12 protein-coding genes and 2 tRNA genes are annotated in these 14,803 nt (G+C 73.6%); 7 read left to right on the plus strand and 7 right to left on the minus strand.

Annotation, left to right across the window (positions count from 1 at the left end; genetic code table 11):
• Positions 1–169 precede the first annotated feature (169 nt).
• From purD to ACWDCZ_RS00360, 4 genes are all read left to right on the plus strand, one after another.
• Positions 170–1,417 (plus strand): phosphoribosylamine--glycine ligase, encoded by a 1,248-nt coding sequence (purD, locus tag ACWDCZ_RS00345; protein WP_049659445.1) that lies wholly within the window; start codon positions 170–172, stop codon positions 1,415–1,417.
• A gap of 625 nt (positions 1,418–2,042) precedes the next feature.
• Positions 2,043–3,629 carry a hypothetical protein gene (locus ACWDCZ_RS00350; protein WP_449814818.1) on the plus strand — a complete coding sequence of 529 codons (1,587 nt, stop codon included), beginning with the start codon at positions 2,043–2,045 and terminating at the stop codon, positions 3,627–3,629.
• Between the two features lie 227 nt (positions 3,630–3,856).
• A complete protein-coding gene (locus tag ACWDCZ_RS00355) occupies positions 3,857–5,395 on the plus strand; it encodes a N,N-dimethylformamidase beta subunit family domain-containing protein (RefSeq protein WP_049654022.1) in 1,539 nt (512 codons plus the stop codon).
• 125 nt (positions 5,396–5,520) lie between these two features.
• Positions 5,521–6,420 carry a phosphoribosylaminoimidazolesuccinocarboxamide synthase gene (locus ACWDCZ_RS00360; RefSeq protein ID WP_449814819.1) on the plus strand — a complete coding sequence of 300 codons (900 nt, stop codon included), beginning with the start codon at positions 5,521–5,523 and terminating at the stop codon, positions 6,418–6,420.
• Between the two features lie 33 nt (positions 6,421–6,453).
• Here the strand turns inward: ACWDCZ_RS00360 and ACWDCZ_RS00365 are convergent, their stop codons facing one another.
• From ACWDCZ_RS00365 to ACWDCZ_RS00395, 7 genes are all read right to left on the minus strand, one after another.
• The gene (locus ACWDCZ_RS00365) at positions 6,454–7,077 is read right to left on the minus strand and encodes a response regulator (RefSeq protein ID WP_449814820.1); all 624 of its coding nucleotides are present in this window, start codon (positions 7,075–7,077) and stop codon (positions 6,454–6,456) included.
• Positions 7,078–7,094: 17 nt separating this feature from the next.
• Complete coding sequence (locus ACWDCZ_RS00370) at positions 7,095–8,324, minus strand: sensor histidine kinase (protein ID WP_387970981.1); 1,230 nt, start codon at positions 8,322–8,324, stop codon at positions 7,095–7,097.
• A gap of 97 nt (positions 8,325–8,421) precedes the next feature.
• On the minus strand, positions 8,422–9,258 hold the full coding sequence (locus ACWDCZ_RS00375; protein ID WP_380743517.1) for an ABC transporter permease: 837 nt from the start codon (positions 9,256–9,258) through the stop codon (positions 8,422–8,424).
• Complete coding sequence (locus ACWDCZ_RS00380; RefSeq protein ID WP_074001868.1) at positions 9,255–10,262, minus strand: ABC transporter ATP-binding protein; 1,008 nt, start codon at positions 10,260–10,262, stop codon at positions 9,255–9,257. The genes ACWDCZ_RS00375 and ACWDCZ_RS00380 overlap by 4 nt, the downstream gene beginning before the upstream one ends.
• A 188-nt stretch (positions 10,263–10,450) precedes the next feature.
• Positions 10,451–10,523, minus strand: a tRNA-Gly gene (locus ACWDCZ_RS00385).
• Positions 10,524–10,562: 39 nt separating this feature from the next.
• Positions 10,563–10,635, minus strand: a tRNA-Gly gene (locus ACWDCZ_RS00390).
• A 143-nt stretch (positions 10,636–10,778) separates the two neighbouring features.
• Positions 10,779–11,096 carry a histone-like nucleoid-structuring protein Lsr2 gene (locus ACWDCZ_RS00395; RefSeq protein WP_030056585.1) on the minus strand — a complete coding sequence of 106 codons (318 nt, stop codon included), beginning with the start codon at positions 11,094–11,096 and terminating at the stop codon, positions 10,779–10,781.
• A 465-nt stretch (positions 11,097–11,561) separates the two neighbouring features.
• Between ACWDCZ_RS00395 and purS the strand changes: the two genes are divergently transcribed.
• From purS to purL, 3 genes are read left to right on the plus strand one after another with little or no spacing between them, the layout of a single operon-like run.
• Positions 11,562–11,816, plus strand: a complete 255-nt coding sequence (gene purS, locus ACWDCZ_RS00400; protein WP_049654013.1) for a phosphoribosylformylglycinamidine synthase subunit PurS — start codon at positions 11,562–11,564, stop codon at positions 11,814–11,816.
• Complete coding sequence (purQ, locus tag ACWDCZ_RS00405) at positions 11,813–12,490, plus strand: phosphoribosylformylglycinamidine synthase subunit PurQ (RefSeq protein WP_049654011.1); 678 nt, start codon at positions 11,813–11,815, stop codon at positions 12,488–12,490. The genes purS and purQ overlap by 4 nt, the downstream gene beginning before the upstream one ends.
• Entirely contained in the window at positions 12,490–14,745 is a 2,256-nt protein-coding gene (purL, locus tag ACWDCZ_RS00410; RefSeq protein WP_449814821.1) for a phosphoribosylformylglycinamidine synthase subunit PurL, read from the plus strand. Before purQ ends, purL begins: the two co-directional genes overlap by 1 nt.
• Positions 14,746–14,803 lie beyond the last annotated feature (58 nt).

The raw sequence follows: 14,803 nt of genomic DNA on the forward strand, positions 1-14,803 counted from the left end.
CCGAGCGAGGGTCCGGTGACCCGCCGTCGTGACCCGGGCACCCGTCGCCGAATCGGCCCGGTCGGGCTTGGACGATCCTCCAGTGTGCTCGGCGTACGGAGCGTTCCGCCTGGAGGATCCGACGGGACCGGAGAGCGGCCGGAACAGGCCACCGACTACGCTGCCAGGCGTGAAGGTCCTCGTCATCGGCGGCGGCGCCCGCGAACACGCCCTGTGCCGCTCTCTGTCCCAAGATCCCGCTGTGTCCGAACTGCACTGTGCCCCGGGCAACGCCGGGATCGCGCAGGTCGCGACGGTCCACCCGGTCGACCAGCTGGACGGTGCGCAGGTCGCCGCGCTGGCCGGCCGGCTCGGCGCCGCCCTGGTGGTGGTCGGGCCGGAGGCCCCGCTGGTGGCCGGCGTCGCGGACGCCGTGCGCGCGGCCGGCGTCCCGGTGTTCGGCCCGTCCGCGGCGGCCGCCCGACTGGAGGGCTCGAAGGCCTTCGCCAAGGACGTGATGGCCGCGGCCGGCGTGCCCACCGCCCGCTCCTACGTCTGCACCACCGCCGCCGAGGCGGCCGAGGCGCTGGACGCCTTCGGCGCCCCGTACGTGGTGAAGGACGACGGCCTGGCCGCCGGCAAGGGCGTCGTGGTCACCTCCGACCGCGCGGAGGCGCTGGCGCACGCCGCCGCCTGCGAGCGCGTGGTCATCGAGGAGTACCTGGACGGCCCCGAGGTCTCGCTGTTCGCGATCACCGACGGCACCACCGTCGTCCCGCTCCAGCCCGCCCAGGACTTCAAGCGCGCGCTGGACGGCGACGAGGGCCCCAACACCGGCGGCATGGGCGCCTACTCGCCGCTGCCGTGGGCGCCCGCCGGGCTGGTCGAGGAGGTCCTGGAGACCGTCCTCCAGCCGACCGTGGACGAGCTGCGCCGCCGCGGCACCGAGTTCTCCGGCCTGCTGTACGCGGGCCTGGCGCTCACCTCGCGCGGCACCCGGGTGATCGAGTTCAACGCCCGCTTCGGCGACCCGGAGACCCAGGTCGTGCTGGCCCGGCTGCGCACCCCGCTGGCGGGCGTGCTGCTGGCCTCCGCCAACGGCACCCTGGACCAGCTGGAGCCGCTGCGCTGGGACGAGGGCGCGGCCGTCACCGTGGTCGTCGCCTCCGAGGGCTACCCGGCCGCCCCGCGCACCGGCGACCCGATCGACGGCCTGGCCGAGGCCGAGGCGGACGGCACCGCGTTCGTGCTGCACGCCGGGACGACGGCGGGCGAGGACGGCCAGGTGCTGAGCGCCGGCGGCCGCGTGCTGTCGGTCACCGCGACCGGCGCCGACCTGGCCGAGGCGCGCGAGCGCGCGTACGCCGCGGTGGACCGGATCTCCCTCAAGGGCGGCCAGCACCGCACCGACATCGCGCTGAAGGCGGCCACCGCCTGAGGCCACCCGTGCCCGTGCCGACCGCGGCCCCCGTGCGAACCGTTCGCACGGGGGCCGCGGCGTGCGACGGCCCCGCTCGGGCCCGTGGCGGGGGACCGCCGGCAGGGGCGAGCGAAGCTCGAACAACCGAGCTGGCCGGTCAACCCCCATGGGCGCAGTGCCCCGGGCGTTTCGGGGCTGGAGGGGCCACCGGGGCGGACTCACCGTTCGGCCGACGGATTCCAGCCCATCGGGTGACAGCACCCGCATCCGGCTGACGCAACCGGCTGCGCGGCCTTATGGTGCGCTGGATCGCGGTGCGCGGGGCCCGTGCGCCGGGGTCGCCGCCGGGTAGCGGTGCTCCCACGGGGGGATGCTGGACGGCGTCCGGCCGGGCGGTCGTCGGGTGCTTCGCACCGGACCGGCGGCCGGCGTCCGGAATCCGGGCAGTGTCACCGGGACGAGTGGAAACCGGGGTGATCCGGAACACCCACCCGGACCGGGGCGTCGAAAATGTCAGTAGCGCCACGCAGCATGCACTACCGGGGATCGGACGCCTCCGCTTCCCGGTCGGAACTGATCATTTCGAGTCGGCTCAGGGCCCGAAGCCGGGCGCCCGAGGGCTCCGAAGGGGGTGCCGCACCGTATGGCAGCAGTCGACATCGCGCGCGCTCACGCCCAGGCGGTCCTGCGGGTCCGAGGCCTCGCCCGGGCCGCCGCCGCCCTGCCCACCGCCGTCGCGGTGGTCCTGCTCGCGGGCCGGTTCACCGGCCGGATCGGCGCGCCCGGGGCCGCCGACGCGGCCGGCTGGGACGCCGCCCGCTGGGCGGTCTGCGCGGTCGCCGCGCTGACCCTGCTGGTGGCCGGGCTGACCGCCCGGGCCCTGCGCCGGGCCGTCCCGCCGTCCACCCCGGCCGTCCCGCTGGACCGCGCCGAGGCACCCGAGCTGTACCGGCTGATCGACGAACTGGCGGACCGGCTGGACGTGCCCGCGCCCTCCGCCGTCGCCCTCACCCCGGACTGCGACAGCTGGCTGGAGGACGTCCCGTCCGCCCGGCCGACGGCCGCGCCGCCGCAGCCGGACCCGGCCGGGCCCGCCCCCGTCCTGGTGATCGGCTCGCCCTTCCTCTGGTGGATGCGGGCCGGCGAGCTGCGGGCCCTGCTCGCCCCCGTGGTGGCCGGCACCGCCGCCTCCGCCGACCCGGAGATCGCGGCCGCCCGGCGCTTCCTGCGCCGCCTGGACGCCTGCCTGGACTCCGGCGGCGGCACGGCCCCCGGCCTCGGCGGCGGCATCCTGGCCGCCCCGCCCCGGCCGCCCCGGCGCGGTCCGGCCGCACTCGCCGACCGGGTCGTCCGCCGGGTCGTCCGCCGGCTGCTCGGCGCCTGCCGGGGCCACTCCGCCGAGCTGGAGCGCTCGGTCGCGGGCTGGGCCTCCGAGCAGGCCAGGGCGGTCGACTACGGCCTGCGGATCGCCGCCCAGGAGCAGGTCGGCCTGGCCTACGCGGGCTGGGACCGGCTGCTCACCCGGGTCGCGCTGCCCGCCTGGCGGCTCGGCCGCCACCCGGCCCACCTCAACGCCGGCGTGGTCTCCGCGCTCACCGAGCTGTCCCGGCGCGACCGGCTGGCCGACGGCTACGGCAGCCGGCTCGGCGACCGCCCCGCCTGCGACCTGCTGGAGGAGCCCGGCACCGTCGACCGGGCGGTCTCCCGGCTCGCCGCCGACCTGTTCTTCGGCCGCCCGGCGGCCGGCGGCTGGCACGAGCTGGAGTGGGCCGACTACCCGGCCGAGGTGGTGGACGCCGGCTGGCGGGCGGGCGCCGCCGCCCTGCAGACCGCCCTGGACCGGCTCGCCCCGCAGTCCCGCCCGGGCGCTCCGACCCTCACCCGGCTGCTGGGCCGGCTCGCCGAGGGCGACGGCGAGCTGCTGGCCGCCGCGCTCGCCGCCCAGCTGGCCCGCACCACCGCCCCGGCCCCGCTGCTCGAACCGGACCGCAGCGGCCGCGACCTGCTGGTCGACCACGTCACCGCGATGGTCTGCTGCGCCGCCGTGGACACCGCCGGAGGCTCCCCCGGCCTGGACTGGCTGGACGGCCCGGTGCTGCTGCTCGGCGGGGTGCGCCGCACCGACCTGGCCGGCCCGGTCGCCCAGGCCGTCGAACAGGGCCAGGACGGCCCGCTGCGCGCCTGGCTGGACGCGGCCGACGTCCGTCTCGAGAAACCCGTCCGCCTCTGACGTCCCAGGCGTTCCAGGAGGGCGCTCGGTGCCCCGGTGCGCGCCCCCAAATCGGTCGGCCGCCCGGCGTCTTCGCAGGCCGGAGGCCCTGCCCGGGAGGCGCGCGAGATTCCCTGCACCAATTGCTACCGGAGGGTGACGTTACGGCAGCACTCTGTGGTGTATTAGACCGCACGCACATCCGGGGGGCACGTGCCACCGGGCGGAAGTGCACCTGGGAGGGGCGCGTGGGGACCGAACTCAACCGCCGCTGGGAGTCGGGGACGCACGCCTACAGCGTCTCCGACCCCTTCGGTCAGGGGCCGCTGCCCTGGCTGCGCAGCCCGGACCAGTACCTGGCGGGGGCGGAGGGCGCCGTCCCCTGGTACGTCTCGGTGGACGCGCCCGGCCAGCAGCCGCTGGCCGCGGGCACCCGGCCCAAGCCGTCGGTCGGCAGCCCGCAGGGCGCCAACGACGTGGACCAGCAGATCAAGGGCTTCGCCTCGGCCGGGGTGATCCGCCCCGGCGGCTCGGTGGACTTCCGGGTCACCGTCAACCCGCCCCGCGAGTTCACCGTGGACGTCTTCCGGATCGGCCACTACGGCGGCGACGGCGCCCGCCACATGACCTCCAGCCCGCTGATCTCCGGCCTCGCCCAGCCCGCCCCGCTGGTGGTCGACCGGACGGTCTCCTGCCACCACTGGTGGCACTCCTGGCGGCTCCAGATCCCGGCGCACTGGAAGCCCGGCTCGTACGTCGCCGTGCTGACCACCGCGGACATGCTGCACCGCAGCCACATCCCCTTCACCGTCCGGGACTTCGACGAGCGGGCGCGCACCGCCGAGCTGCTCCTGGTGCTCCCGGACGTGACCTGGCAGGCGTACAACCTGTTCCCCGAGGACGGCCGCACCGGCGCCAGCCTCTACCACGCCTGGGACGGCCTGGGCGGTCTGGTCGGCGAGCCGGAGGCGGCCGTCACCGTCTCCTTCGACCGCCCGCACGCCACCGCCGGACTGCCGCTGCACGTCGGCCACGCGTACGACTTCATCCGCTGGGCCGAGCGCTTCGGCTACGACCTCTCCTACGCCACCGCCACCGACCTGCACGCCGGCCTGGTGGACCCGTCCCGGCACCGGGCGCTGGTCTTCCCCGGCCACGACGAGTACTGGTCCGAGCCGATGCGCCGGGCCGCCGAGCGGGCCCGGGACGGCGGCACCTCGCTGGTGTTCCTCTCCGCCAACACCATGTACTGGCGGGTCGAGCTGAGCGCCGCCGCCTCCGGCGAGCCCAACCGGCTGCTCAACTGCCGCAAGCGGCAGAAGGTCCGCCCCGGCAGCCCGGCCGCAGGGGCGCCCGGCGCGGCCAGCGCGCTGTGGCGGGACGCCGGGGAGCCCGAGCAGCAGCTGCTCGGGGTGCAGTACTCGGGGCGGGTCGCCGCGCCCGTCCCGCTGGTCGCCCGGCACACCGCGCACTGGCTCTGGGACGGCACCGGCCTCCAGGAGGGCGACGAGCTGCCCGGGCTGGTCGCCGGCGAGGCCGACCGCTACTACCCCAAGGTGGCGCTGCCCGAGCACATCGAGCGGGTGCTGCTGGCGCACTCGCCGTACCAGGACCTGGGCGGCCGCACCCGCTACCAGGAGACCTCGCTGTACCGGGCGCCCAGCGGCGCGTACGTCTTCGCGGCGGGCACCTTCGCCTGGTCGCCCGCACTGGGCCGCCCGGGCCTGACCGACGAGCGGATCCAGCGGGCCACCGCCAACCTGCTGGACCGACTGTGCAAGAACTAGGCGCTCCGTCCCCCGGGGCCGGGGACGGGTCGGGGCGGGCGAACCCGGTCGTGAAAGACTGCGGGGGCAGTGACCTCCCCTTTCGCGGTGCCCCACCCGCGAACGACCCCTGAGGACTGAACACCTTGAGCGGATTTGTCACCAAGCCCGAGCCGGTCCAGGTACCCGGCCTGGTCCACCTGCACACCGGCAAGGTGCGCGACCTCTACCGCACCGGATCGGGCGAGCTGGTCATGGTGGCCAGCGACCGGACGTCCGCCCACGACTGGGTGCTGCCGAACGAGATCCCGGACAAGGGCCGCATCCTCACCCAGCTGTCGCTGTGGTGGTTCGAGCGGATCGCGGACATCGTCCCCAACCACGTGATCTCCACCGAGGTCCCGGCCGGCGCCCCGGCCGACTGGAAGGGCCGCACGCTGGTCTGCCGCAGCCTGGAGATGGTCCCGGTCGAGGCGGTCGCCCGCGGCTACCTGGCCGGCTCCGGCCTGGCCGAGTACCAGGAGAGCCGCACGGTCTGCGGCATCGCGCTGCCCGAGGGCCTGGAGAACAGCTCCGAGCTGCCCGCCCCGATCTACACCCCGGCGCTCAAGGCCGAGGTCGGCGAGCACGACGAGAACGTCTCCTACGAGGAGACCGCCCGCCGGATCGGCGCCGAGCTCGCCGCCCAGCTGCGCCGCGCCACCCTGGACGTCTACGCCCGGGCCCGGGACATCGCCCGCGAGCGCGGCATCATCCTGGCCGACACCAAGTTCGAGTTCGGCCTGCTGGACGGCGAGCTGCTGATCGGCGACGAGGTGCTCACCCCGGACTCCTCCCGCTACTGGCCCGCCGACCAGTGGCAGCCGGGCCGCTCGCAGCCGTCCTTCGACAAGCAGCTGATCCGCGACTGGCTGGTCTCCCCGGCCTCCGGCTGGGACCGCCACGGCGAGCAGCCGCCGCCGGCGCTGCCGACCGAGATCGTCGAGCAGACCCGGGCCCGGTACATCGAGGTGTACGAGCGGCTGACCGGCACCACCTGGGCCTGAGCCCGGAACGATCGCCCGCGGGCGCCGGATCCCTCAGATCCAGCCGTGCTCGCGGGCGATCCGCACCGCCGCGTGCCGGTTCTCCGCGCCCAGCTTGGTGGCCGCCGAGGACAGGTAGTTGCGCACGGTGCCCTGGGAGAGCGAGGCGCGCTCGGCGATCTCGGCGATCGGGGTGCCGTCCGCGGCCAGCTCCAGGACGTCCGTCTCGCGCGGGGTCAGCGGGGTCTCGCCGGCGCTGATCGCGTCCGCCGCCAGCTCCGGGTCCACGTACCGGCCGCCGGAGCGCACGGTCCGGATGATGCCCGCCAGGTCGGCCGCCGAGACGGTCTTCGGCAGGAAGCCGCGCACCCCGACCTCCAGCGCCCGCTTCAGGTAGCCGGGGCGGCCGTGGCCGGTGACGATCATGCAGCGGCAGTCCGGCAGCAGCAGCCGCAGCGCGGCGGCCACCTCGATGCCGTCCTTGCCGGGCATCTGGAGGTCCAGCACCGCGACGTCCGGGCGGTGCGCCTGGGCCATCGCCAGCGCCTCCGTCCCGGAGCCGGCCTGGGCGACCACCTCGATGTCGTCCTCCATCGAGAGCAGCGCGGCCAGCGCGCCCCGGATCAGGTGCTCGTCGTCGGCGAGCAGGACGCGGACGGGCGCGGCGTTCTCGGTCATCGGGCGGTCTTTCTTCCTCAGCTCGGCAGCGGGACGGTGGCGAGCATCCGGAAGACGCCCTCCCCGGCGGTCGGCACGGCCAGCTCGCCGCCGTGGGCGGCGAGCCGTTCGCGCAGTCCGCGCAGCCCGGTGCCGCTGCCCTGGGAGGGGAACGGGACGTCGGGCACCCCGTCATTCTCCAGCTCCAGCACGGCCCGTCCGTCCTCGGTCCGCAGCCGGATCAGGCAGCGGTCGGCCTCGCTGTGCCGCAGCACGTTGGTGGTGGCCTCGCGGATGACCCAGCCGAACACCGACTGGACCGGGGCCGGCAGCTCGTCCGCGTGCTCGCCGAGGTCGATCTCGCAGACGACGTCGGCCGAGCGCAGCACCGCGCGGGCGCCGATCGCCTCGGCGTGCAGGTCGGCGGTGCGGTAGCCGCGGATGACGTCCCGGACCTCGCGCTGCGACTCCTGGGCGATCTTCTGCACCTCGGCCATCTGGTCGGCGGCCTCGGTGCGGCCCCGGCGGGCGAGCTGTACGGCGAGCTCGCTCTTCAGCGCGATGGTGGTGAGGTTGCGGCCCATCACGTCGTGCAGGTCGCGGGAGAAGCGCAGCCGCTCCTCGGCGACGGCCAGCCGGGACTGCGCCTCGCGGGCGGTGTCCAGTTCCCAGACGATCGAGGTCAGCCAGGCGAAGCTGCGGCAGCTGAAGCCGATGAAGGCCATGCCGATGGTCAGTCCGGTCAGGTACCCGGCGACGCCGGCGGGGTCGCCCCCGGACAGCACCCCGGCCGGGAAGACGGCCGCCAGCATGCCCACCCCGGTGACGGCGGCCCAGCGCGGGGTCAGCGCCACGCACACCGGCCCGAAGGAGGCGATCAGCAGGACGCTGGCGACGAACGGGGTGAAGGGCGCGCCTCCCGGGTTCCGCGTCCCGCCGTCGGCGGGCCCGAACAGCAGGACCGTCCAGGAGCCGGCCACCGCGAGGCCGGCCGAGAGGGCGGTCCAGAGCCGGTGGTCGGCGGGGCGGCCCAGGTAGTGGTCGAGCGCGGTGCGGTAGGCCCGCAGCAGCACCAGGGTGACGGCGAGTCCGATCAGCAGGGAGATCCGGATCACCGGGATGTTCTCGGCCTGGTCGGCGACGCTCCCGACGGTGAGCAGGATGCCGGGCAGGATGAACAGCGCCATCAGGTAGAGCGACCAGCGCAGGTACAGCTCGGTGCGCTGGGGATTGCTCAGGCTCGTCCAGCTGCGAAGCGGCGACCGCATTCTCATTTCTTCCGCCCCCAGTTCGACCACGATCATGCTTGCTGCCTTCATATCAGAGGTCGGACCGGGGGCGTTCCTTCGGATTACTGCCGGATGCTCAGCGGCGCGGCTCCCAGCGGAAGTAGCGCACCGCGCCCCAGACCGCGAGGGCGAGCCAGATGCCCCCGGTGACCAGGTGCGAGCCGGCGGCGCCCCAGGAGCCGGCGAAACCGGTCGCGGCGGCCGAGCCGTCGGTGCCGAACCAGCCGACGCGGATCAGCTGGAAGGCCGGGGTGGTCGGCAGCAGGCGGCAGATGTTCGCCAGCTGCTCGGGCATGACGTCCAGCGGGACGAACAGGCCGGAGCCGAACTGCATGACCAGCATGACCGGCAGGGTGGTGATGCCGGCGCTCTCCACGGTCCTGGTGAAGGCGCTGGACAGCGCGGCCAGGGCGATCATGGTGGCCAGCGCCAGCAGCAGGCCGACCAGCATCAGCAGCGGGTTGACCGGCACGGTCAGGTGCAGGGCGACGCTGCCGCCGATCCCGATCAGGGCGGCCATCAGCAGGCCGAGGGTGAGCGAGGGGACGGCGGTGCCGAGCAGGATCTCGATGTCCCGGGCCTCGCCGGTGCGCAGCCGCTTGAGGACCAGCTCGCCGCGCCGTCCGACGTACGCGGCGGTCAGGTTGTAGTACACGACGAAGGCCAGGACCATCCCGACCGAGCCGTAGACCAGCAGCGAGTCGACGTCCAGGCCGGGGTTGGACTCGGCCTGCTGCGCCAGCGTGCTCCGGAGGACGACGACCAGGAACAGCGGCAGCACCAGGGCGGTGAACAGGGCCGTGCGGTTGCGCAGCAGCAGGGTGGCCTCGGCCCGGCCGAGGGCGAGCAGCCGGCGGACGGCGGTGCTCTGCGGACCGGCGGTGGTGGCGGCGGTGGCGGTGGCGGTGGTCATCGGGCGGATCCGATCAGGCGGCGGCGGGCGGGGCGGGTGGCGGCGGGTGCCTGCGGGGGGTGCTGGTGGGCGGCCTCGGAGGCGATCGCGAGGAAGGCCTCCTCCAGCGAGGCGCTGCGGGCGTCCAGCGCGCCGAGCGCGATGCCGTGGTGCCGGGCCCAGCCGAGCAGGTCGGTGAGGGTGTCCTGGAGCCCGACGGTCTGCACGGTGACCTTGCGGCCGTCGACGGACAGCTCGGCGCCGGGCAGGAGGGGCAGCGCGGTCCCGGTGAACTCGGGCAGTTCGAAGGAGATCCGGGAGGGCCGGCCGGCGATCACCTCGGCGACGGTGCCGGAGGTGACGACCTGGCCGCCGTGCATGATGGCCAGCCGGTCGGCCAGCTCCTCGGCCTCCTCCAGGTAGTGCGTGGTGAGCAGCACCGTGGTGCCCTGGGCGCGCAGCTCGCGGACCAGCCGCCAGACGGCGGCGCGGGCCTCCGGGTCGAGGCCGGTGCTGGGCTCGTCCAGGAAGAGCACCTCGGGGCGGCCGAGCAGGGCCATCGCGAGGTCCAGCCGGCGCTTCTCGCCGCCGGACAGCTGCTTGACCCGGACGTTCGCCCGGTGGCCGAGGCCGACCAGCTCCAGCGCCTCCGCGACCGGGCGGGCGCCGCTGGTCATCCCGGCCCAGGTGCGGCCGGTCTCGGCGGCGGTGAGCTCGCCGGAGAAGCCGCCCTCCTGGAGCATGATGCCGATCCGCGGGCGGACGGCGCCGCGCTCCGTGAAGGGGTCCCGGCCGAGCACCCGGACGGTGCCGCCGGTGGGCGCGGCCAGGCCCTCGATGACCTCCATGGTGGAGGTCTTGCCGGCCCCGTTGGTGCCGAGCAGGGCGAACAGCTCGCCGCGGCGGACGGTCAGGTCGACGCCGCGTACGGCGTGGTACCCGGTGCTGCCGCCGCCGTAGTGGCGGTGCAGGTCGGTGACCTCGATCACGTCGTCGCTGGGGCGGGAGGGCCGGCTCGTTTCCATGCCCCAAGCCTCCCGTCGGCCGGGCCGTACGGGCAGTGCGCGCCGTCATGACATCGCGGTGGGGACGCACGGGTCGGCGATGACAAATGTCATGGCCGATATCGCCGGCCGCCGGGTGCGGGGGTGCCGGGACGCCCCGGGAGGGAATGCCGAAGGGCCCCCTCGATTGAGGGGGCCCTTCGTATCTGAGCGGACGACGAGATTCGAACTCGCGACCCTCACCTTGGCAAGGTGATGCTCTACCAACTGAGCCACGTCCGCAGGTCAAACTATTGAGTTGTGCTGTGCTCGCGCACTGCGAGCGGACGACGAGATTCGAACTCGCGACCCTCACCTTGGCAAGGTGATGCTCTACCAACTGAGCCACGTCCGCATGGTGCCTGGTGGGGCACCCGCCGCCTCTTCGGATCTCTCCGTTGCGGCGACGAGGAATACTCTACAGCATCGTTCGGGGTGGTCGCCCCACCCTTTCGGACCGGGCGGGCGGGGCGACCGGGGAGCGGGCTCCCCGCGGGGTCAGTTCGCCTCGGCGAACGCCTCGTACACGTGCTTGGGGATGCGGCCGCGGGCCGGCAGTTCCATCCCGCGGGACAGGGCCCAGGCGCGGACGGCGGCCGGGTCCGGGGTGAGGGCGGTGCGCCGGAAGGACTTTCCGGTGCGGCTCTGCCGGCGGCCGGCGGCGACGAACGGAGCGAGGGCCTCCCGCAGCTTTTCCGCGTTGTCCACGGACAGGTCGATCTCGTACGACTTTCCGTCGACGCCGAAGTGGACGGTTTCGGCGGCGGCGCCGCCGTCCAGGTCGTCGGAGAGCGTGACAACTACACGCTGAGCCATGGGTGTCAATCCTCTCGGGCAATTCGGCCGCCGGTCCGAGGGGGTACCGGGGCCTGATGTGCACCAACTCGCGCAAGCGCGTACGGGCGGGCCGGGCGGCTCGCCTGATACGCAGCACTTGCCGCGACAGGTGGCCCTATTCTGCACCCGAAGGGGGCCGAAATCGAAGAGTCCGGCATTCTTTTCCGGATATTCACGTCTCTTCGGCGGGTTCCTTGATACCGATGTGCGGGTCGGGCGGTTCTGTCCCCAAGTGCCGTATTCGGGTGTTCTCCGGAGGGCGTCGTTCCGAGTGCCGAATCCGGGGAAACCGGCCGGCCCGGGCGGGTGATCGGGGCGCTGGATCCCTTGCTGCGTAAGGGTCTGGGGTCTACGCGCGTCGCTATGCCCGGCCAGCAATCCTGCCCGAAACCACCGGTAGTCTGGAGTTCCCCCGCCTCACCGAAGACACCACCGGGAGTGCCAGTGGCACGCGTCGTAGTCGACGTCATGCTCAAGCCGGAGATCCTCGACCCCCAGGGACAGGCGGTGCAGCGTGCACTGCCCCGTCTCGGATTCACCGGGATCGCCGACGTCCGCCAGGGCAAGCGTTTCGAGCTGGATGTGGAGGGCCCGGTCGACGACGCGGCGCTCGCCCGTATCCGCGAAGCCGCCGAGACCTTTCTCGCCAACACCGTGATCGAGGACTTCACCGTCCGGGTCGAGGAGGAGGGCAAGTGACCACCCGCGTCGGCGTCGTCACTTTCCCAGGCTCCCTCGACGACCGCGACGCCCGGCGGGCGGTCCGTCTCGCCGGCGCCGAGCCGGTCGCCCTCTGGCACCGTGACAAGGATCTCCACCAGGTCGACGCCGTCGTCCTGCCGGGCGGATTCAGCTACGGCGACTATCTGCGCTGCGGTGCCATCTCCCGGTTCTCGCCGGTGATGGAGACCGTCATCGAGCAGGCGAAGCTCGGAATGCCGGTGCTCGGTATCTGCAACGGCTTCCAGGTGCTCTGCGAATCGCACCTGCTGCCCGGTGCGCTCACCCGGAACGACTCGCTGCACTTCATCTGCCGCGACCAGAAGCTGCGCATCGAGAACGCCGGCACCGCCTGGACCGGGGATTACTCCGTCGGCCAGGAAATCGTCGTCCCGCTGAAGAACGGCGAGGGCCGCTTCGTCGCCGAGGAGCGGGTGCTCGACGAGCTGGAGGCGGAGGGCCGGGTCGTCGCCCGTTACCTGGACGTCAACCCGAACGGTTCGTACCGCGACATCGCCGGCATCACCAACGCCGCCGGCAATGTCGTCGGCCTGATGCCGCACCCGGAGCACGCCGTGGAGCCGCTCACCGGTCCGACCACCGAGGGCCTGGGCTTCTTCACTTCCGTCCTGAAGCAGCTGGTGAACGCCTGATGAGCCTCGACACCGTCAAGAACGCCGAGCAGACCCCGGACGCCGCCCAGCCCTGGGCCGACCTCGGCCTCAAGGAGGACGAGTACGCGCGCATCCGCGAGATCCTCGGCCGCCGTCCCACCGGCGCCGAGCTCGCCATGTACTCGGTCATGTGGTCGGAGCACTGTTCGTACAAGAGCAGCAAGGTCCACCTGAAGCAGTTCGGCGAGAAGAAGCCGGATTCGGACGCGATGCTCGTCGGCATCGGCGAGAACGCCGGTGTCGTCGACGTCGGCCAGGGCTACGCGGTCACCTTCAAGGTCGAGTCGCACAACCACCCGTCGTACATCGAGCCCTACCAGGGCGCGGCCACCGGCATCGGCGGCATCGTGCGCGACATCCTGGCGATGGGCGCCCGCCCGGTCGCCGTGATGGACCCGCTGCGCTTCGGTGCGGCCGACCACCCGGACACCCGGCGCGTGCTGCCCGGGATCGTCGCGGGCATCGGCGGCTACGGCAACTGCCTGGGCCTGCCGAACATCGGCGGCGAGGTCGTCTTCGACTCCTGCTACCAGGGCAACCCGCTGGTCAACGCGCTGTGCGTGGGCGTCATGAAGCACGAGGACATCCACCTCGCGCAGGCCTCCGGCGCCGGCAACAAGGTCGTCCTGTACGGCGCCCGCACCGGTGGCGACGGCATCGGCGGCGTCTCGGTGCTCGCCTCCGAGACCTTCGACGACACCAAGCCGGCCAAGCGCCCGGCGGTCCAGGTCGGCGACCCGTTCCAGGAGAAGCTCCTGATCGAGTGCACCCTGGAGATCTTCCGGGAGAAGCTCGTCAAGGGCATCCAGGACCTCGGCGGCGCCGGCCTGTCCTGCGCCACCAGCGAGCTGGCCTCGGCCGGCTCCGGCGGCATGCGGATCGAGCTCGACACCGTGCACCTGCGCGACCACACGCTCTCGCCGGAGGAGATCCTCATGAGCGAGTCGCAGGAGCGCATGTGCGCGATCGTGGAGCCCGACAAGATCGACCGCTTCCTGGAGATCTGCGAGAAGTGGGACGTCATCGCCAACGTCATCGGTGAGGTGACCGACGGCGAGCGCCTGGAGATCTACTGGCACGGCGAGCTCGTGGTGGACGTCCCGCCGCGCACCGTCGCCCACGAGGGCCCGACCTACCAGCGCCCGTACGCCCGCCCCAGCTGGCAGGACGCGCTGCAGGCCGACGCCCCGACCGCCGAGCGGCTGGCCCGCCCGACCACCGGCGAGGGCCTCAAGGCCGACCTGCTGAAGGTCGCGAGCCACCCGAACCAGGCCTCCAAGTCCTGGATCACCGACCAGTACGACCGCTACGTGCTCGGCAACACCGTGCTCTCGGTCGGCGAGGACTCGGGCATGATCCGGATCGACGAGGAGACCAACCTCGGCGTCTCGGTCGCCACCGACGGCAACGGCCGCTTCGCCAAGCTGGACCCGTACACCGGCGCCCAGCTGGCCCTGGCCGAGGCGTACCGCAACGTCGCGGCCGGCGGTGCCAAGCCGCTCGCCGTCTCCGACTGCCTCAACTTCGGCTCCCCCGAGGACCCGGACGTGATGTGGCAGTTCGCCGAGGCCACCCGCGGCCTGGCCGACGCCTGCCTGGTGCTCGGCACCCCGGTCACCGGCGGCAACGTCTCGCTGTACAACCAGACCGGCGAGGTCGCCATCCACCCGACCCCGGTGGTCGCGGTGCTCGGCGTCATCGACGACGTCACCCGGCGCACCCCGCTGGCCTTCGCCGAGGAGGGGCAGCTGCTCTACCTGCTCGGCGAGACGGCGGACGAGCTCGGCGGCTCGGCCTGGTCGCAGGCCGTCCACGACCACCTCGGCGGCCTGCCGCCCGCGGTGGACCTGGAGCGCGAGCGGCTGCTCGGCGACATCCTGATCGCCGCCTCGCGCGACGGCATGATCGACGCCGCGCACGACCTGTCCGACGGAGGCCTCGGCCAGGCGCTCGTGGAGAGCTGCCTCAAGGGCGGCCACGGTGCGCGGATCGTCCTGCCCGAGGGCCAGGACCCGTTCGTCCTGCTGTTCTCGGAGTCGGCCGGCCGCGCCGTCGTGGCGGTGCCGCGCAGCGAGGAGCTCCGCTTCAACGACATGTGCACCGCGCGCGGCCTGCCGGCCACCCGGATCGGTGTCGTGGACGGCGACAGCCTGGACGTCCAGGGCCAGTTCAGCGTCTCGCTGGCGGAGCTGAAGGACGCCCACACCGGCGTCATCGAGGCCCTGCTGGCCTGATCGGCCTGTTCGAGGGGCGGGCGGTTCCTGGTGAACCGTCCGCCCCTCGTCATATGTT

The sequence above is a fragment of the Kitasatospora sp. NPDC001225 genome (genome assembly GCF_053597855.1).